The following is an 18,366-nucleotide window of genomic DNA, read 5'->3' on the forward strand; positions in this document are numbered from 1 at the left end:
CCTCAGCCGTGGACGCTGCCGCAGCCAGCCACCGGTGGGGACGCCGCCGCCGGGCGCGCCGCGGTGAGCGCGACCCGCACCAGCCCGGCCGCGAGCGCCACCAGGGCGTGGCCGGCGAGCCCGCCGGCCGCACGCAGCTGGGCCCAGGGCTCGCCCAGGGCCTGCGCCGCCGGCACGCGAACCGGCACGGGCGCGGGGTCCCAGCGGAACCAGGCCGGCTCGCCGCGCTGGAGCGGCTCCATCACGAGCCGGTCGCCGCGACGCAGCGCGAGGCTGTCGCCGGCCTGCAGCATGAGGTCCTGCGAACGGTCGGGCTGGCCGGACAGCGGACCGTGCAGGGTGGCCCAGACCGCGCCGCGCGCGACATGCAGCCGGCCGGGCCGGCGGGGCTCCAGGGCCAGGGCACGGCCGGCGGGAAGCTGCCAGTTCCCGGCAGCGGCGGACGGGGTGTTGCGGGGCGGATGCAGAGTCATGGCGAATCTCCAAATTTTTCGCATTCGGCATTGCATGGTGTTCCGCCCCCGCTCGACGGTCCAATGAAATCCCGATAAGCTATTCATTCGCGTTTCGCATCAATCGGGGTCCAGCCCATGCAGCACTCGCAGACCCACCTGCGCACCCGGCCCATTGCCGCCGGGCACCTGCGTGCCTTCGAGGCCGTGGCCCGTCACCTCAACTTCCGCGCTGCGTCCGAAGAGATGGCGCTCACCCAGTCCGCGGTCAGCCGGCAGATCCAGGCGCTCGAGGAAGAGGTGGGCGTGAGCCTCTTCCTGCGCCACACCCGGGCGGTGGAGCTGACCAGCGCGGGCGCCCAGCTGCTGACCGCGGTGACCCAGGCGCTGCCGCGCATCGACGGCGCAGTGCGGCAGATCCGCCAGACCGCCGGGCGGCGCGCGGTGTCGCTCACCACCTTCGCCTCCTTCGCCTCCATGTGGCTGATCCCGCGGCTGGAGCAGTTCCAGCGCGACCACCCGGACATCGACATCCGCATCGATGCCTCGGACGCGACGCTGGACCTGGACGTGGCCGACGTGGACCTGGCGCTGCGCTACGGCCCGCGCTCGGCCATGCCGCCGCAGGCGGTGCGCCTGTTCGGCGAGCAGCTCACGCCGGTGGCCAGCCCCTGGCTGCTCAAGACGGCGCCGCCGCTTCTGCGGCCGGCCGACCTGGAGCCCTTCACCCTGATCGAGGCCGGCGACGCCCACCGCACCCACCTGGAGTGGCTGACCTGGCGCCGCTGGTTCGACGAGCAGGGCCTGGCGCGCCTGCAGCCCAAGCGCTGGCTCTATTTCAACTACGCCTATCAGATGGTGCAGGCCGCGCTGACCGGCCAGGGCGTGGTGCTCGCCCGGCTTCCGATGATCGCCGAGGCCCTGGCCAACGGTGACCTGGTGGAGCCGCTGCCCAGGCAGCGCATGGATTCGCCCATGGCCTACTGGCTGCTGGTGGGTCCGCGCAGTGCGCAGCGGCCCGAGGTGCGGGATTTCCGCGAATGGCTGCTGGGCCAGGCCGGGCTCACGCGCGAGGCCATCGGCGAGGTGCCCGATCCGGACACCGTGGACCGGATCGACTAGCCGATGCGCGCCCTGCCTTCAGCCGATCGGCCAGACCACGCCGTTGTCATTGAGGATGGCGTCCAGCGGGACGTCGTGCGCCTCGGGCTCGAAATCATCCAGGAAGCCCTGCGTGAAGCCCAGGCCGCAGGTGTAGGGCTTGGGCTCCAGCCGGGGCAGGGTGCGGTCGTAGAAGCCGCCGCCATAGCCCAGCCGGTAGCCGCCCGGGCCGTAGCCCACGCAGGGCACGAACAGCAGGGTCGGTACGATGACCTCGGTGTCCTTGGGCTTGGGGATGCCGAAGGCGTCCTCTTCCATGGGGCAGCCGGGGAACCAGGCGTGGAACTTCAGGGTCCCGTGAAGCTTGTCGACCACGGGCAAGCCGATGCGGCGCCGCTGCGGCTCGTCCAGCAGTTCGCCGTCCTCCTTCCAGCGGTGCAGCGCCGGCAGGGGATCGAACTCGCCCTTGATCGGCCAGTAGGCGCCGATCACGGTGTCGGGGCGGTCCACCAGCCAGATGCGAAGCACGCGCTGCAGCAGGTCGCTGCGCACCGGCCTGTCGGGCATGGCCAGGCGTTCCTTCACCAGGCGCTCGCGCAGCGTTTTCTTTTCCAGTGACCTGTCCATGGTTTCGCTATGAAATTGCCGAGAATTCTGACACTGATCGCCCTGGCGCTGGCACTGCAGGCCCAGGCCCAGCCGCGCGACGACACCATCCTGGACGCCTACCAGGCCTGGAAACAGGGCAACAAGGCGCGCCTGGCCCAGCTGCTGCCGCAGGCCCAGGGCCATCCGCTGGAGCCCTGGGTGGCCTACTGGGAGCTGCGCGCGCGCCTGGACACGGCCAGCCCGCAGGAGGTGCAGGACTTCCTCACGCGCTGGGCCGGCACCTACGTCGAGGACCGCATGCGCAACGACTGGCTGTTGCTGCTGGGCCAGCGCCGCGACTGGACCACCTTCACGGCCGAGCTGCCGCGCTACCGCATGAACGACGACCGCGAGGTGCGCTGCTATGCGCTGGCCGTGCAGCACGTCGAGCAGGGCGGCGCCGAGCCGCCCGGGCTGGCCGACGAGCTGCGGCGGCTGTGGTTCGCCCAGCGCGGCGATGGCGAGGACGCCTGCAGCTTCGCCGCCTCCCGCTTCATCGGCGACGGCAAGGGCCGCGGCGGCCTCACCACGCTGGACGCCTGGCGCAAGGCCCGGCTGGCCACCGAATACAACCGCCCGCGTGCCGCCCAGGCGGCGGTGCAGCTGGCGGCCCCCGAGGCCCTGCCCGGCCTGCGCGAGCTGATCGCCAGCCCGGTCAAGTTCCTCACCGGACGCGCCACGGCCCGGGGCCCGCTGCGCAAGGAGCTGGTGGTGCTGGCCCTGGTGCGCCTGGCCAGCGGCGACATCGACAACGCGGCGCGCCTGCTGGACGAAAAGTGGGGCGTGCAGCTCACGGCCGAGGAGCGCAACTGGACCTGGGGCGTGATCGCGCGGCAGGCGGCGTTGAAGCTCTCGCCCGACGCGCCCGGCTACTTCGCCCGCGTCACGCGTGACGAGGACCTGACGGACGAGATGCTGGCCTGGAAGGCGCGCGCCGCGCTGCGCGCCTCGCCCGGGCCCGACTGGCCCACCGTGCTGAAGGCGATCGCCGCCATGGACGAGCCCATGCGCAACGAGCCGGCCTGGGTCTACTGGAAGGCGCGGGCACTGCAGGCGCGCGGCGGTGACGAGCGGCGCGCGCAGGCCCAGCAGCTGCTGCAGTCCATCGCCTCCTTCCGCGGCTTCTACGAGCAGCTGGCGCTGGAGGACCTGGGGCAGAAGGTGGTGCTGCCGCCCGCGCCCGCACCGCTGACCGACGCCGAGAAGGCGGCGGCCCGGGCCAACCCGGGCCTGCAGCGCGCCCTGTACGCGATCGCGCTGGGCATCCGGCCCGAGGGCGTGCGCGAGTGGAACTACACGACCAATCTGCACCAGCCGGGCGGCATGGCCGAGCGCGAGCTGCTCGCCGCCGCGCAGCTGGCCTGCGAGCGCGAGGTCTGGGACCGCTGCATCAACACCAGCGAGCGCACCCGCACCGAGTTCGACATCGCCCAGCGCTACCCCACGCCCTTCCGTGAGCAGGTGGTGCAGCGCAGCCGCGAGATCGGCCTGGACCCGGCCTACGTGTACGGGCTGATCCGGCAGGAGAGCCGCTTCGTCACCGACGCGCGTTCGGGCGTGGGCGCGCACGGGCTGATGCAGGTCATGCCGGCGACCGCACGCTGGACGGCCAAGAAGCTGGGCATGGCCGGCTTCACGCCCGACCAGCTGGGCGAGCAGGACACCAACATCGCGATCGGCACGGGCTACCTCAAGCTGGTGCTGGACGACTTCAACGGCTCCATGGCGCTGGCCGCGGCGGCCTACAACGCCGGCCCGAACCGCCCGCGCGCCTGGCGCAACGGGCCGGTGCTGGACGCCGCGATCTGGGCCGAGAACGTGCCCTTCACCGAGACGCGCGACTACGTGAAGAAGGTGCTGGCCAACACCACGGTGTACGCCGCCGTGCTCAACGCCGGCCAGCCTCAGTCGCTGCGCACGCGGCTGGGGCAGGTTGGCCCGCGCGAGGCCGCGACGCCCGAGCCGAACCGCGACCTTCCCTGAGCCGCGGGCCGGCCGCACCGGCCTGCGCGGCAGGGCGGGCGACCGCCGCCGGGCGGAACGCGGCTAGCATGGCGGTCCCGTCCCCCGGCGCAAGGAGCGCGAGATGCTGCAGCTGTTCATCGCCAACAAGAACTACTCGTCCTGGTCCATGCGGCCCTGGGTGCTGATGCGCCAGGCCGGTATCCCGTTCGAGGAGCGCTTCGTGCGCTTCGACGAGTACAGCGGCGGCGGCGATTTCAGCGCCCGGGTCGCCGGCGTCACGCCGGTGGGCAAGGTGCCGGTGCTGGTGGACCAGGGCTTCGCCGTGTGGGACAGCCTGGCGATCGCCGAGTACCTGGACGAACGCTTCCCGGAGCGCGGGCTGTGGCCGCGGGACGCGCGCGGCCGGGCCCGCGCCCGCAGCGTCTGCGCCGAGATGCACTCCGGCTTCACCGCCGTGCGCACCCACTGCCCCATGAACATCGAGGCCCGCCTTCCCGAGGCCGGCCGCATCATCTGGCGCGACCAGCCGGGCGTGCGCGCCGACATGGCGCGCATCGTCGCCATGTGGAGCGGCCTGCTGGCCGAGCACGGCGGCCCCATGCTGTTCGGCGAGTTCAGCATCGCCGACGCCTACTACGCGCCGGTGTGCACCCGCATCCGCACCTACGCGCTGCCGGTGCCGCCCGAGGTGGCGGCCTACATCGACCGCGTGTGCGCGCTGCCGGGCGTGGCCGCCTGGATCGCCGACGCCCTGGCCGAGCAGGATTTCATCCCCCAGGACGAGCCCTGGCGCGCCCAGCGCTGAAGCCGCCCCCGCGCTTACACTTTCGCGCATGCGCATCTACATGGTCGGCGGCGCCGTGCGCGACGCCCTGCTGGGCCTGCCCCTGAACGACCGGGACTGGGTCGTGGTGGGCGCCGACCCGCAGCAGATGCTGGACGCCGGCTACCTGCCGGTGGGCCGCGATTTCCCCGTCTTCCTGCACCCCGAGACCCGCGAGGAGTACGCCCTCGCGCGCACCGAGCGCAAGACGGCGCGCGGCTACCACGGCTTCAGCGTCCACGCCGAGCCCGGCGTCACGCTGGAAGAGGACCTGGCGCGCCGCGACCTGACGATCAACGCGATGGCGCGCGGCGAGGACGGCGTCCTGGTCGACCCTTTCGGTGGCCAGGGCGATCTGTCCGCGCGGGTGCTGCGTCATGTGACGGACGCCTTCCGCGAGGACCCCGTTCGCATCCTGCGGCTCGCGCGCTTCGCGGCCCGCTTCCACGATTTCTCGATCGCGCCCGGCACGCTGGCGCTGATGCGCGAGATGGTGGCCGAGGGCGAGGTGGACGCGCTGGTGGCCGAGCGCGTCTGGCAGGAGCTGGCGCGCGGGCTCATGGAGCCGCGGCCCTCGCGCATGTTCGAGGTGCTGCGCGGCTGCGGTGCGCTCGCCCGGCTGCTGCCCGAGGTGGACCGGCTCTGGGGCGTGCCGCAGCGCGCCGAATACCACCCCGAGGTGGACACCGGCGTCCACCTCATGATGGTGCTGGACATGGCCGCGCGGCTCGCGGCGCCACTCACGGTGCGCTTCGCCTGCCTGGTGCATGACCTGGGCAAGGGCACCACCGCCCCCGAGCTGCTGCCGCGCCACCTGGGCCACGAGGAACGCAGCGCACGCCTGGCCCGCGCGCTGTGCGAGCGCCTGCGCGTGCCGGGCGACTGCCGCGAGATCGGCGACGTGGTGGCGCGCGAGCACGGCAACATCCACCGCAGCGGCGAGTTCGGCGCGGCCGCCCTGGTACGCCTGCTGGAGCGCTGCGACGCGCTGCGCAAGCCGCAGCGCTTCGAGGAAATCCTGCTGGCCTGCGAATGCGACGCGCGCGGCCGGCTCGGGCTCCAGGACAGCGCCTACCCCCAGCGGCCCCGCCTGCGGGCCGCCCTGGCGGCCGCGCAGGGCGTCGCCACGCCGGCGATCGCACAGGCCGCGCAGGCCCAGGGCCTCAAGGGCCCGGCGGTGGGCCAGCGGGTGCACGAGGCGCGGGTGGCCGCGGTCGCCGCGCTGCCCGGGCTGTCTGGCGGGTCGAACAGCGCGCCCTGAGCGCGCGGCCCCGTTCGAGGGCTCAGTCCAGCAGCGCCAGGGCGGCGTAGTCGCCCACGCGCTCGCCCAGGCCGGCGGGGACGATCGCGCAGCCCTGCGTGAGCGCCGGCAGGCGGCCGTCCAGCTGGGCCTGCAGAAGTGGCAGCAGGAGGCCGCGGTGGTGCCAGAACACGCTGCCGCCCACGGCGATGCGCTCCAGGTCCAGCGTCACCGCGAGGTTGTAGAGCGCGCGGCCCAGCACGCGCGCCAGGCCCTCGGCCTCGGCCCGCGCGGGGCCATCGCCCTCGGCCGCGCGGCGCAGCAGCGTCGCGGCGTCCAGGCCGAAGCGGCGCGCGATCGCATTGCCGGCGACCAGGCCCTCCACGTCGCCGACGTTGCCGCATCCGCACAGGGCGTCCTGGTTGTCGGAGACGAACATGTGGCCGCCATGGCCCGCGTTGCCGTTCTTGCCGCGCAGCACCTGGCCGTCCACGCACAGGCCCATGCCGATGCCGGTGCTCCAGGTGACGTAGGCGCAGTGCGACAGGCCCTGCAGCGCGCCCCAGCGGCGCTCGGCCTGCAGCGCGGCGATGCCGTCGTTGGCGACCTGCACGCGGGCGAATCGGGCCCGCAGCGGCGCCTCCAGGGGGGCGCTGGTCCAGTCGTTCGGCAGGCCGCGCGCGGGGCCGGCGATGCCGCCGCAGATGTTGGGCGCGGCCAGCTCCACCGCGCCCTCGCGCAGCACGAAGGGGCCGCAGGAGGAGACGCCGACCTGGGTGATCGCGTCGGGGGCCACGCCCGCCTGGTCGCACGCCGCCTCCACCAGACGGATCGCCTGGCGGGCCAGCGCGCCCGGGTCACCTTCCTTGGCGGTGGGTTCGGCCTGGCGGGCCCGCAGGTCCAGCCCCTGGCCGTCGTTGAGGCTGGCCGCCACCTTGGTGCCGCCGATGTCGATGCAGGCCCGCATGGTCACAGCATCCGGGCCACCAGCCCGGCGATCACGCTGAGCAGCACGGTGGAAGCGAGCGGGACGGACCATTCGCGGCCGAAGACGCGGAAGCGCAGGTCACCGGGCAGCCTGCCCAGGCCGAAGCGCCGCAGCCAGGGCGAGAGCGCATCGACGACCAGCAGCGCCAGGAAGACGACGAGGAGCCAGCGAATCATGGGGACAGTGTAGGGCTGCCCAGGGCCCGCGGGTGGGCCCGGCGGACGGGCTACAGCCGGTGCGTCCGGTCGCCCTCGGCGAAACCCATGGCTTCCCAGAAGCCGCCACGGGTGAAGGCGATGACCTTGAAGAGCTCACCCATCTCGTGCTCGTTGACCAGGCGCTGCCCGGCCACGCGATCCTGCAGGCCGGCCTCGCCCAGCAGGGGCACCAGGCCGCAGTTCATCAGGAAGCGTGCCTGCGAGGTGTAGCCCAGCAGCGTGAGCCCGGCCTCCTGGCCGGCCAGCGCGATGCCGGTGAAATCGACGTGGGCCGTGATGTCCTTCTCGCCCACCTGCTGGAGCGGGTCGGGATCGGCCATGTGGCCGCGGTGGCACATCAACGTGCCCATGTGGCGCTGCGGGTGCCAGTACTCCCGCTCGGGGAAGCCATAGTCGATGAAGAAGGCCGCGCCGCGCGAGAGCCGGTCGGCCAGCGTGCGGATGAAGGCCTGGGCCTGGGGGTGGATCTCGGTGAGGTAATCGTGGCTGTCCTCGACCTCGATCGGCGGGCGCAGGTCGGTCGGCCTGTCGCGCCAGGCGAAGCCCTCGCCCGCCACCACCACGCCCCGCTCGAACCAGGCACCGCCCCGGCGCTGCAGCAGCTTCACCGGCATGGCGTCCAGGACTTCGTTGCCCACCACCACGCCCTCCATGGCCTCGGGCAGTTCCTGCACCCACTGCACGCGCGCGCCGAAGGCGGCCAGCCGCGCCTGCTGCCGCTCGCGCAGCGTGCCCGAGAGGTCGACGATGGTGTAGCGGGCCACCCGGTCGCCCAGCGCCTCGATCAGCTGCTGGGCCAGGGCGCCGGAGCCGGCGCCGAATTCCCAGAGTTCCTGCGTGCCGGTCTGCGCCAGCGCCTCGCCCAGCTGCGCGGCCAGGGCGCGGCCGAACAAGGGACTGAGCTCGGGCGCGGTGACGAAATCGCTGCCCGAGGCCGGCAGGCTGCCGAACTTGCGCGAGCCGTGGGCGTAGTAGCCCAGCCCGGGCGCATAGAGCGCGAGGGCCATGAAGCGGTCGAAGGGCAACCAGCCCCCCGCGCGTTGCACCTGGGCCTGGATGAGGGCCGTGAGCCCCCTCGTTACACTGGCGTCTTCCCTGTTCACCCCCGGATTGTCCGCGATGCAAGCCCCGTCCCCCCGCTGCGTGCTGGTCACCGGCGCCGCCCGGCGCCTGGGCCGCGAGATCGCGCTCGGCCTGGCCGGCGCCGGCTGGCGGGTCGCCCTGCACTACCGTGGCTCGGCCGCCGAGGCCGCGCAGACCGCCGCCGAGTGCAGCGCGCTGGCGGGCGTGGCCTGCGAGACCTTTCCGGCGGAGCTGGGCGACGAGGCCGAAGCCAGCGCGCTGGTGCCCGCGGTGCTGCGCCGCTACGGCCAGCTGGATGCGGTGGTCAACAGCGCCTCACGCTTCGTGCACGACGATGCGTCCAGCTTCGGCTACGCGGCCATGGCCGAGCACCTGCGCATCAACACGGGCGCGCCCATCCTGCTGGCGCGCGCGCTGCATGCCCACCTGGCGCAGCGCGAAGCCCGTGGCGCGGTGGTCAACCTGCTGGACCAGAAGCTCTGGAACCTGAACCCCGACTTCCTCAGCTACACGCTGTCCAAGGCCGCGCTGGAGGCGGCCAACACCGTGCTGGCGCAGGCGCTGGCCCCGCGGCTGCGCGTGGTGGGCGTGGCGCCCGGCCTCACGCTCACCAGCGAGTACCTCACGCCCGAGCAGTTCGAGGCGCTGCACCGGCTGTCGCCGCTGGGGCGCTCCTCCACGGCGGGCGACGTGGTCGCGGCCGTGCGCTTCGCCCTGGACAACGGCTCGCTGACCGGCACCACGCTGCTGGTCGACGGCGGCCAGCACCTGATGAAGTTCGAGCGTGACTTTTCGATGATGGACAAGCCATGACCCCAGCCGGCACCCAGATCCTCACCCTCAGCGGGCTGCGCTTCAACGCCAGCCTGGGCATCCTGGAGGAAGAGCGCAAGGCGCCCCAGCCGATCCAGGTCGACGCCGAGCTGAACCTCGGCACCCAGCCGCTGATGCCCAACGACGACGACATCCGCAACGTGCTGGACTACCGCAAGGTGCGGCGCATCATCATCGAGGAATGCACGGCCGAGCACGTCAACCTGCTGGAGACGCTGATCGGCAAGCTCGCCAACCGGCTGATGCAACTGCCCGGCGTGGTGGGCGCGCGCGTGAAGATCGCCAAGCTGGAGATCTTCGAGGATTGCGAAGTGGCGATACGGATAGAGGCGGGGCATTGGTGATCGCCGGTTGCGGGGGCTACGGCTTCTGAATCGTTCTTGGAACGCCTACGTAGGCGCCCAAAAGCCTGAGCACATCTTGGCAAGGCTCTCTGCTCCCCGAGAAGCTTGTCCTTGCTCATCTGCATCGAGATCCTGGCGTGTCACAAACTTCAATCGCAAAGCTCGATCTCTTGGCAAAAGCACCCGCACATGGAATCTGATTTTTCCTTGAGCCCATCGACGCCCTGACAAAGCCTCCCACTGCTTGAACGCACTGGCCCCACGTCACCCCCGAGGCCTTCCGTCCGGTTGTTGATGTAGCCAGCATTGACCCCCAGTGCCTTGGACAAAAACTGTGCACTCGCACCAGTGTCCTTGGGAGCGTTTCCATGCTCGTTTGAACGAACACCCTCGCCTGCCCTTCGATGTTCAAGTCGCCCATGTCACTCTCTTTGCCGGATAACCCCTCGCTCAGCGGAAAATCGCCACTCTGGATGATCCGTTCACACCAAAAACAGTAGTGAGCGCTTCTGGGCTGATCGTTGAGTCATGGTGAACCGGCGAAGAAGATGCCGTATCGATGACTACTTTCACCCGGCATGCCCATGTTGCAGTTCAGGTTCAGGACTCACTTGCCGGCAGGGTGGTTCTTGACCCAGTCGAACATGACTGACTTCGACTGCGCCTTTTCCACGTACTGCTTGAAAGGGTGATAATTCTGTAGTCCGAAGAAACCCAACAGGCCAGCGCCAACTCCGGGAGCCGCCCCGACAAAGCCACCTGCAGCTCCCATAAAAAGGCATCCCAGAGGTCCAGCAAATGAGCCAGCAGCGCAACCTTGCACTGCGCCATAACTCGAACCTGCCACGATAGTCCCGACAACAACAGATCCCGCCGTCCTGCTATACGTCACCGGATCCCGCCAATCATTGACCTGCCCCAGGTAGCTCGCACCCGCCCGCGTCACGCTTTTCTCCAGCACGCTGCTGGACACTGGCGAACCTACAGAAAAAAAGCTCAGGTTCTCGTAGCTGTGTCCGTACAGCGCCCCGACCTGCAAGGCCTTTCGCGCATCTTCATTGCCAGCACTGTGCGTGATGATCAGCGTCGGCCCCTGGGCATCCAGCGTCCTGTAGGTGTATTCATTGAGGACGTCCTTCTTGGTGAGGAAGTTGGGCAGGTACTCGCCCACGTCGCCCCCGATACCTTCCGTACCGTTGTTGATGTAGCCCGCATTGACCCCCAACGTCTTTGACAGCAGCTGCGCGCTCACACCAGCATCCTTAGGGGAGTTGTCCATGCCCGTCTGGATGAACACCCTCGCCTGCCCGTCGATATTCACATAGCCCATGTCACTCTCCTTGCGGATGACCTCTCTGTCATTCGGATTCCTAAGGTCTTGGATGGTGCTGCTTGTCATGCTCAAGGCGCTACGGTCCTCGACCACGGCTGGCACACTCCGCTGGGTCACGGGATCCCAGTCGGGGCGAACCCCCGGATTGAGGTCAGCCAGGGTGCTCAGGTCCCTGCCGCTCAGGTTGATGATCTTGTCGTTATCGACCCGGTCGCGCGCAATGATCCTTCCTCTAAAGTGGTACAGATAATTGTTGTCAGCTTCATTGACTGCTGCCGCAGCGCCGCCAGCACCCGCAAGACCAGCCCCAGCCAGGGCTGAAGCTCCCTGCACCAACGCCTGCTTCAACTCCTTCGGTAGCCCGGCCTGGTCGGCGAGTTCGGCAACTTGCGGCGCCAGCACTGTGCTGGTGGCTGCACCGGCCGCACCTGCGGCCCCCGCGGTGAGCGCGCCGGCGATCCCGTGCAAGGCGATGCGGACACTGCCCGTATCACCCCAGGCGTCCCGCAGGTCTTGCGCCTGCTGTTGCAACGTGTCAGCCTGGGCCTGCAAAGCCGCCGCCTCTTGCGTTCGCCCCTGCGCGAGTGCCTGACCCGCCCGCAACCGGTACATGCGCCCCGCGGCTTCGGCCGCCGCCGCGTCATTGAGCTTCGCCTGGGCGTAATCGCCAATCGCTTTGGCGGCCTGCTGGCCGAACGCAGCCGTGATGTTGGCCTGCGCCTCCACGTCCCGGCGCACCGTAGACGGGTCGAAGATGGGCTTGATGCCGGTCTCTGCGTCGCCCGATCGGGCGCTCTTGTTGCCGGCGATACCGGTGATTGCCGCCAGAGTCACGCTCGACGCTTGGCCGCTCGCGTGCCCGATCCCCGCAGAGCTGCTGCCCAAGCTGCTGCCCACGCCCAGGGTCGCCTGTGTGCTGTCTGCCTTGTATTCAGCCGTGTTCTGGAGGTCGCGGGTGACAATTCCCGGCGTCTCGAGGCGATTGAGCCCATGGTCTATCGCCGACTGAGTGGATGTGATGGCGCCGCCCACCAATCCCGTCCCACCCTGCGCCTTAATTTGGAATCCGCCATCTCCCGCACGGATGCCGCTCTGTTCGACGACGGACTCATAGTGGCTGTCGATGTTGACCTTGCCCGCACTCACGCTGGCGCCAGCGGTGCCTGGACCGATCGGGACAGTGACCGCGAATCCGCTGCTTCGCCCGCTGTCCCGATAGGCAGACCTGTCCTGCAAGCTCTCGATCTCCAGCTTGCCGCCGACATTCGCGATGACCTGGTTGGCGGAGATGGACGCTCCCTTCAGGGTGGCGTCGCCTCCGCTTTGCAGACTGACTGCACGTCCCGCTTGCACATGGGCGTTTCCGTAGCTCATGTCGGAGCCGGCGCCGTTTTCACTGGAGCGGTTCGCGCTGGCAGTCACGCTGAAGGCTGTGGATGGCCCACCCAGGTTGAACCCGAGCCCGAGGCTGGCCCCACTCGATGAGCTCTGGTTCGAATTGGCGCTGGTGTTCCTTGAAGCCTGCAGTTGGATTTGGTTGTCCGCCTTCAGGCTCACATCAGCGCCAGCGGTGATCTCACTGCCCTGGACCAGCAGATTGCTGTCCCGCCCCCCACCCGTCGCTTCGATGCGAACGTCGCCGCCGGCCGCCACGGTCGATGCGCGTGCGGTGTCACTCTGGCTGCTGCTTTGGCTGCTGCTGTGCGACGAGCCCACGCTGATGCTGATGCCTATACCGCCCGTCTTGTCACCAGCGTCCCTGGCCTTTTGCGTGTCGATCACCGCCGAACTCAGATGCGACGCGGCCACTGCCGAGCCCAAGGCCTTCATTCGCCCGTCATGGGTCTGGCCCACGGCCTTCGCCACGTTGCTGGCGCTCTGCAAGGCCGTGATGGCCGGCGCAGTCAAGCCCACCGTGACCCCGCTCTGGCTGAAATGCGTCTCGCTGGTCTGGCTCTGACGCTCCCTGGCTTCCAGGATCTGCACCTGTCTGGCCTGGATGTCGACATTGCCCCTGGCGCTCAGGATGTCGCTGCCAACCTGGAGATACTGCTGGCCGGCCGTGATGCTGACATTGCCCTGGATCGCACCCACCGTGCTGGCTGTCGAGGTCGTGCTCTGCGACTGCTGGGCCTGCGACTGATCGCGGGTGCCGACTGTGACACTGAGGCCGCCGTTGCTCATCAGGCCTGACTCGTGGACCTGCCTGTAACCGGATTCGCTCGTCTGGCTGTTGACAGCCAGGATGCTGACGTCACCCCCCGCGGAAATGGTCGTCCCCCGATCGCTCACCACATTCGAGCCTTGCAGGGTGACGTCCTTGTTGGCATGCAAGTTCACCGTCGATCCGCCGATGGTCGAGCCGACCGCGTCAAGATGCTCGGACGCACGGCGTTCCACGCCGCTGCGAGAGCTCACGATGCCGCTGCGCGAAAACTGTTCGTCATAGCTGCTCAGGCTGTGCTCGTGCCCTGCGCCGACGAGGATGCTTCCGCCCGCAGCGACTGTGGTGGAACCGCTTGCGCTGATTTCGGATGCTGTCAGGCGGACATCCTTGTCGGCGAAGACGCCCAGAGCGCCCCCGGCACTGAGACTGGCGCCTCTGAGCGTCTCCTCATGGCGGGACGTTTTACCCTGACTCGCCACAGTACCCGCCGTGTCCCAGCTGCTGTTCATCAGCGCGACATCCTTGGCCGCGGCAAGGTTGACGCTTCCACCCACAGCCACGAGGGCGCGATTGTTGTCCTGGTTGCCCAACTGGACACTGCTTCCGGCGACGTTGAGGTCACCTGCCACGATCACGGCGGCATTGCCACCGACACTGACTGTGCTGCCGGTGTTCTGCGTGAAGTCGCTGGTGCCGGAGCCGCCGTAGCGATTGGAAGATTTGGCTTCCCGCGTCTGCACGGTACCGAGGTTCCAGTTGCCCCCCGCCTCTATCGCCAGGTCGCCCCCTACCGAAAGCTTGGCCCCTTGCTGGTTCAGGTCTGCGCCTGTCTTGATGGACGCGGCGTCCGTGACCTCGATGCCCGCCTGCCGGTCCATCGTGGTCTTTGTCCCCGAAGATGAAGCGCCAGTGCGGGTCATCGTGAGCAGGTTGAGGTTGTTACCAGCCTCCATGAACAGTGACCGTGCCCTGACAGATGCACTTTCGAGATTGATGTCACGGCCTGCGTACAAAATCATCTGGCGGCCGGCTGTCAAGGATCCGCCGGTCGTACTCAGGTCGGCCTGCGATGTCAGTGTCAGGTCCGTCCTAGCCTCGATGCTGCCGCCGTTGCTGAGACCCTGGAGATCGTTCAGATGGATGGTGTTGGCCGCAATCAGTGCCCCATCACGCCTCAGGCTCGCTTGACTCAGGCGGCTCAGGTAGACCTGAGGGACCAAGGCGGTGGTCGTCGTCCCGTCGGGAAGGGTCACAGTCTGGGCGACCAGCCAGACGATGTCGCTGGTCAACGAGCGGACCTGTTCGGCAGTCAGGGCCACACCTGGGCGCAGGTCCAATTCCCTGGCGACCGTCACAGCGCTGTGCATCAGGGCCAGGTACTCCTCGTCGACCGAGGAATAGTCGCCCACGAACTGGCGCCCGGTGAGTTGGTGGATCTGTTCATTGACCAGTCGCTGTTCGTAGGAGCCATCCCCAATGCGTTTCTGCAAAGCGTCGGCGTCGAGGCCCAAGGCCGCGACCAAGTAGTCCGAACTCAAAGAGGGCTGACCACCCGCGAAGCGGGGGTTGGTCTGTATCAGGTAGTGCGCGCGGGCGTCCTGGGTTGGCTTGTAGAGCCCGTTGTCTGGCAGCACAGGCGGCACCACGTTGACGGTGGGCGCCGACGGCGCGCTGATGCCCGTCGAAGCAGCGCCGTTGTGGATCGTGGCACCGGTTCCCAGCACAGCGCTATTCGCGGTCAAGCTGGATTCGTACAGGTTCCGGTTGTAACTTCGGTTGTCGCCCGGCGCGTCGCAGCCCGAGTTGCAGAAGGTCTGGGTCCAGATCCAACCCCGGTACGTCCGGTAGACGTAGTCGCCGCTGTAGCTGACCTGTATCCGCGGCGACGGAGCGCCGCGCCAACTCTCCTGGTCCACGTTGACGCCGCTCAGGTCCACGCTCCCACCGCTGGCGACCTGACTCCAATAGTTCTGCAGCGTTCCGGCCATCACCGCCAGGTTCCCGCCTGCAGCAATGCGGGCCATGGGGCTGATGGTCTGCACCGTGTTCTGCAACGCAGATCCGGTATAGGTCGTGTAGAGGTAATCGCTGTTGTACAGGCCACCGTGGGGCGGGTCGATATACACCCCGCCGATGCCCGTCGCGTCGGGAGTGTTGGTCTGCCCCGTGGTTCCCGACAGACTGATGTTCAAATCGCCCAGTACCTGGCTGCTGACCGGCTCGTCGAACGTGCTGCTCATGGTCAGGCGGCGCCGTGTGTTGATCACGCTTTTCGCAGCCAGCACCATGTCGCTACCGGACTGCAGCAAGCCGGACCGGTTGACAATTTCCTTAGCCTGGGTGAGGTTGCCGCTCGTATCGGCCGGGCCCGCAAGCACGACACGGCCCATGCCGAGAATCGTGGTCGTTGCGGCGGTGTCCGTGACGGTCGTGTCATCGGCATTGACGATGCTCCCCGACAGCATCACCAGGCTGCCGTTCGGATCGAACGCGCCGATTACGGCTTTCGGACCTGTATTGACGATGGCGCCAGGCGCGGCGAGAACGACAGTCCCACCGATCACGTCGCCGCTGTTCGTGATCGAACCCGCCGGATCCCTGGCGCTCACGCTCAATTTCGCGCCCGCGAGGAGGCCGCCGGTGTTCGTGGCACTGGCCGCAGCAATGGAGAGATCCCCTTGGGCCTGCAGCAGCCCGGAATTGCTCACGGAGCCCGAGGTCGTGAAGAACAGGTTCCGGTTGGCCGCGAAGGCAGGCGTGCTGATGTTCTGGTCGCCCGTTGTTTCCACCCGCAGGTCACGGGCGGCGACCAAGGAACCGTACCCGCTGCCGTTTGCCGCCCCCGCCCATTGCGGGGCCAGGATGGACAGGTCACGGCCGGCCATGATGGCGCCCCCCGTGTTGTCGAGACGGGTCGCAGCCACTGTTCCGTCGCGGCCAGCGTAGACCGATCCCTCCCGGTTGGAGATGACGGAAGCATTGAGCGTAACGTCTGCGCCACTGCTGACCTGGCCGTTTCCGTTTTCAAGGGTTCCAGCGCTGAGGCTCAGCGAGTTCAGGCCATACAGCTGGCCATGCCCGTTGCTCAGCACGCCTGCTATCGTCCCCGTGAGACGCTGGGCCACCACGGTGCCGCTGCGATTGTCCATCTCGCCCAGGGACAGATCGACCTCGTGCCCGCTCACCGCGCCGGCGGCGTTGTTCAACGTTGCCACCTCCAGCAGAACCCGGCCCGCGCTCAGCGTTCCCGCACTGTTATTCAGGGTCTGGCCTGCCATGGCGTTCGCGACCACATGAATGGCGCCGGTGTCTCCCAGGCCCAGGACCTGGGCTCCGGCGGTGCTGATGGGGCCAGACCTGGCCGCCAGCATGACGGTCCTGCCAAGTATTTGGCCGGCGGAGAGATCCACGGTGGCGCCGGCAAAGCTGAGGTCGCCGGCAGCCACACTGGTGCCATTCGCGCTCAGTGTTTGCGCGGCAGTCACGGTGAGATCGCCGACGCTGCTCCAGCCACCATCGGGTTTCAGGCCGGCCCCCAGAAGCGACCCACTGCTCGCAGCGATGCGTCTGGCTGTCACGGTTGTGTCGCCATTCGCGGCGACGAAGCCCGTGTTGAACAGCGCCGCGCCCGCGTGGACCGTTGTGTTGCCACCTGCGTACAGGCTGCCCGAATTGATGACATCGGCCGCGGCGTTGACCTCCAGGTCTTGCCTCGCCTGCACTGTGGCATGGCGGGTGTCGATACGACCGCCGTTCGCCTCCGTGGCGTTCAACCGGACGTATGCGCCCGCGGTCTGGCTGCCAGACACGTCGATGCTGCCGCCAGTCAATTGCACAAGGCCCCCCGCAATGTTCAGGCCGTTGGCAAGCACGCCCAAGTTCGCCCGGACCACGAGATCACCTGTGGGCGCCAGCCCCCCCTCGGCACTGAGGCCGGCAGCAAGCAATCCGGCGCTCGTGCTGCTCAGGCGTTCCGCAGTGATCGTGTTGTTGCCTTGCGCTGCGAGGGTGCCGCTGTTGCTGATCGCAGCGCTACCGGCAATGAACGCGTCGCGTCCGGCCACGACGGTTCCGCTGTTGGTGAGATCACCATGAACCGTCATCTCGAGATTGCGGCGTGCTTGCACCACGCCCAGGTTGCTCAGTTCGCCGTTCACGCTGAGCACAAGATCGGACGATGCCGCCCCCACCATCCCCGCGTTGGTCGAACCGACGCCCGATTCCGTCGCCAAAAGCCAGATCCTGCCGGCATACACCCCTCCCAGCTGCGCCACATCGATCGCGAAGGTCGGCTTCGGGCCGGCCTGTCCAGCGCCGCTGGGGGCGACTGTCGCGGCATCTGCGCTGACGACGTTGACGCCCGTGACGACCGTCAGGTCCTTCGCCCAGACACCGGCGTTCACCTGAACCGAACGCGCGAGGAGGTGGGCGTAGTCTGCGTCGTAGGCATCCATGCCCCGGTCATTGACTGAAAGCTGGCCGCCCTGCACGTTGAAGTTTTCGATCGCGCCGCTCGCGCCGTATCGCGGTGCGCCCGTGGTGAGTGTCACGCCTGCGGCGTTGATGAAGCCGCCATTGATCGCAATCCCGGCCGGGTTGGCAATGACCACATCCGCCTTTTGCCCACCCACCTCGACATACCCGTTCAGCTGCGTCGGGTTGCTGCTGCTCACCTCGTTCACGATGACCCGCGCCGAACCCGTGGCCAGCCAAGGGTTCGGTCCCACGGCCCCGGCCAATTGGGTTTGTGCTCCGGTGCGGCTGTTGTTGAGCACCACCCCGTTCCCCAGCACATCGAACTGCGCGTAGCTGTTGCGAGAGACGCCCGCGGCACCCGGTGTCTGGATGTTGACCACCGGCGTTCGGTTCGCCCCGGCCAGCACGGTGGGGCGTTGCCCGCCAGGTGCATTGGGGTTCGCCACCACCTGTGCCAGCGCAGGCTGCAGCAACCAACCCAGGACCGCGAAGGTCATCCAGGGGCGGACCAGCCCTCCCTGCGGACGGGTGGCTGCATGCATGCGGGAGCGCCTGTCACGCCGCGCAGTGGCGGACGAGCTGGCTGTCGCAGTCTCGGATACTGCCATCATCTGGCCGCGATGGCGGTTGAAGACGACGCGGTGACGCTGCTGATTCATGGCGTGCCCTGGGTGGAAGTGGATGGAATCTGTCG

12 protein-coding genes are annotated in these 18,366 nt (G+C 68.6%); 6 read left to right on the plus strand and 6 right to left on the minus strand.

The features are described 5' to 3' along the window. Window positions 1–2 precede the first annotated feature (2 nt). Window positions 3–473, minus strand: coding sequence for a DUF2917 domain-containing protein (locus IM725_RS00825; RefSeq protein ID WP_193778662.1), 471 nt, complete (start codon window positions 471–473; stop codon window positions 3–5). 117 nt (window positions 474–590) lie between these two features. Here IM725_RS00825 and IM725_RS00830 point away from each other — a divergent pair, with 117 nt between their 5' ends. After that, window positions 591–1,574: a LysR substrate-binding domain-containing protein gene (locus IM725_RS00830; protein ID WP_193778663.1), complete on the plus strand. Its 984-nt coding sequence runs from the start codon at window positions 591–593 to the stop codon at window positions 1,572–1,574. Window positions 1,575–1,592: 18 nt separating this feature from the next. Here the strand turns inward: IM725_RS00830 and IM725_RS00835 are convergent, their stop codons facing one another. Next, window positions 1,593–2,168, minus strand: a complete 576-nt coding sequence (locus IM725_RS00835) for a 5-formyltetrahydrofolate cyclo-ligase (protein ID WP_193778725.1) — start codon at window positions 2,166–2,168, stop codon at window positions 1,593–1,595. Between the two features lie 21 nt (window positions 2,169–2,189). Between IM725_RS00835 and IM725_RS00840 the strand changes: the two genes are divergently transcribed. From IM725_RS00840 to IM725_RS00850, 3 genes are all read left to right on the plus strand, one after another. Beyond that, window positions 2,190–4,184: a lytic transglycosylase domain-containing protein gene (locus IM725_RS00840; RefSeq protein WP_193778664.1), complete on the plus strand. Its 1,995-nt coding sequence runs from the start codon at window positions 2,190–2,192 to the stop codon at window positions 4,182–4,184. A 103-nt stretch (window positions 4,185–4,287) separates the two neighbouring features. Then, window positions 4,288–4,971: a glutathione S-transferase family protein gene (locus IM725_RS00845; protein ID WP_193778665.1), complete on the plus strand. Its 684-nt coding sequence runs from the start codon at window positions 4,288–4,290 to the stop codon at window positions 4,969–4,971. Between the two features lie 28 nt (window positions 4,972–4,999). After that, entirely contained in the window at window positions 5,000–6,250 is a 1,251-nt protein-coding gene (locus IM725_RS00850) for a multifunctional CCA addition/repair protein (protein WP_193778666.1), read from the plus strand. 22 nt (window positions 6,251–6,272) lie between these two features. Here IM725_RS00850 and IM725_RS00855 read toward each other — a convergent pair whose 3' ends face one another. From IM725_RS00855 to IM725_RS00865, 3 genes are read right to left on the minus strand one after another with little or no spacing between them, the layout of a single operon-like run. Continuing rightward, complete coding sequence (locus IM725_RS00855; protein WP_193778667.1) at window positions 6,273–7,196, minus strand: ROK family protein; 924 nt, start codon at window positions 7,194–7,196, stop codon at window positions 6,273–6,275. A gap of 2 nt (window positions 7,197–7,198) precedes the next feature. Next, entirely contained in the window at window positions 7,199–7,393 is a 195-nt protein-coding gene (locus IM725_RS00860) for a DUF2905 domain-containing protein (RefSeq protein ID WP_193778668.1), read from the minus strand. 50 nt (window positions 7,394–7,443) lie between these two features. After that, window positions 7,444–8,442, minus strand: a complete 999-nt coding sequence (locus tag IM725_RS00865; RefSeq protein ID WP_193778726.1) for a class I SAM-dependent methyltransferase — start codon at window positions 8,440–8,442, stop codon at window positions 7,444–7,446. Between the two features lie 112 nt (window positions 8,443–8,554). Here IM725_RS00865 and IM725_RS00870 point away from each other — a divergent pair, with 112 nt between their 5' ends. Together IM725_RS00870 and IM725_RS00875 are read left to right on the plus strand one after the other, a co-directional pair. Then, window positions 8,555–9,331 (plus strand): SDR family oxidoreductase, encoded by a 777-nt coding sequence (locus tag IM725_RS00870; RefSeq protein ID WP_193778669.1) that lies wholly within the window; start codon window positions 8,555–8,557, stop codon window positions 9,329–9,331. After that, complete coding sequence (locus tag IM725_RS00875) at window positions 9,328–9,696, plus strand: dihydroneopterin aldolase (protein WP_193778670.1); 369 nt, start codon at window positions 9,328–9,330, stop codon at window positions 9,694–9,696. The genes IM725_RS00870 and IM725_RS00875 overlap by 4 nt, the downstream gene beginning before the upstream one ends. A gap of 607 nt (window positions 9,697–10,303) precedes the next feature. Here IM725_RS00875 and IM725_RS00880 read toward each other — a convergent pair. Further along, window positions 10,304–18,331 (minus strand): hemagglutinin repeat-containing protein, encoded by an 8,028-nt coding sequence (locus IM725_RS00880; RefSeq protein WP_193778671.1) that lies wholly within the window; start codon window positions 18,329–18,331, stop codon window positions 10,304–10,306. Window positions 18,332–18,366 lie beyond the last annotated feature (35 nt).

Origin of the sequence: Ramlibacter aquaticus, assembly GCF_015159745.1 — a bacterium.
In the GTDB taxonomy this organism is placed as follows: Bacteria; Pseudomonadota; Gammaproteobacteria; order Burkholderiales; family Burkholderiaceae_C; genus Ramlibacter; species Ramlibacter aquaticus.

Excerpts from the sequence above, each read along its gene's own strand:
- IM725_RS00825 (WP_193778662.1), bottom strand. The coding sequence starts at position 473 with ATGACTCTGCATCCGCCCCGCAACACCCCGTCCGCCGCTGCCGGGAAC.
- IM725_RS00830 (WP_193778663.1), top strand. The coding sequence starts at position 591 with ATGCAGCACTCGCAGACCCACCTGCGCACCCGGCCCATTGCCGCCGGG.
- IM725_RS00840 (WP_193778664.1), top strand. The coding sequence starts at position 2,190 with ATGAAATTGCCGAGAATTCTGACACTGATCGCCCTGGCGCTGGCACTG.
- IM725_RS00845 (WP_193778665.1), top strand. The coding sequence starts at position 4,288 with ATGCTGCAGCTGTTCATCGCCAACAAGAACTACTCGTCCTGGTCCATG.
- IM725_RS00850 (WP_193778666.1), top strand. The coding sequence starts at position 5,000 with ATGCGCATCTACATGGTCGGCGGCGCCGTGCGCGACGCCCTGCTGGGC.
- IM725_RS00855 (WP_193778667.1), bottom strand. The coding sequence starts at position 7,196 with ATGCGGGCCTGCATCGACATCGGCGGCACCAAGGTGGCGGCCAGCCTC.
- IM725_RS00860 (WP_193778668.1), bottom strand. The coding sequence starts at position 7,393 with ATGATTCGCTGGCTCCTCGTCGTCTTCCTGGCGCTGCTGGTCGTCGAT.
- IM725_RS00865 (WP_193778726.1), bottom strand. The coding sequence starts at position 8,442 with ATGGCCCTCGCGCTCTATGCGCCCGGGCTGGGCTACTACGCCCACGGC.
- IM725_RS00870 (WP_193778669.1), top strand. The coding sequence starts at position 8,555 with ATGCAAGCCCCGTCCCCCCGCTGCGTGCTGGTCACCGGCGCCGCCCGG.
- IM725_RS00875 (WP_193778670.1), top strand. The coding sequence starts at position 9,328 with ATGACCCCAGCCGGCACCCAGATCCTCACCCTCAGCGGGCTGCGCTTC.
- IM725_RS00880 (WP_193778671.1), bottom strand. The coding sequence starts at position 18,331 with ATGAATCAGCAGCGTCACCGCGTCGTCTTCAACCGCCATCGCGGCCAG.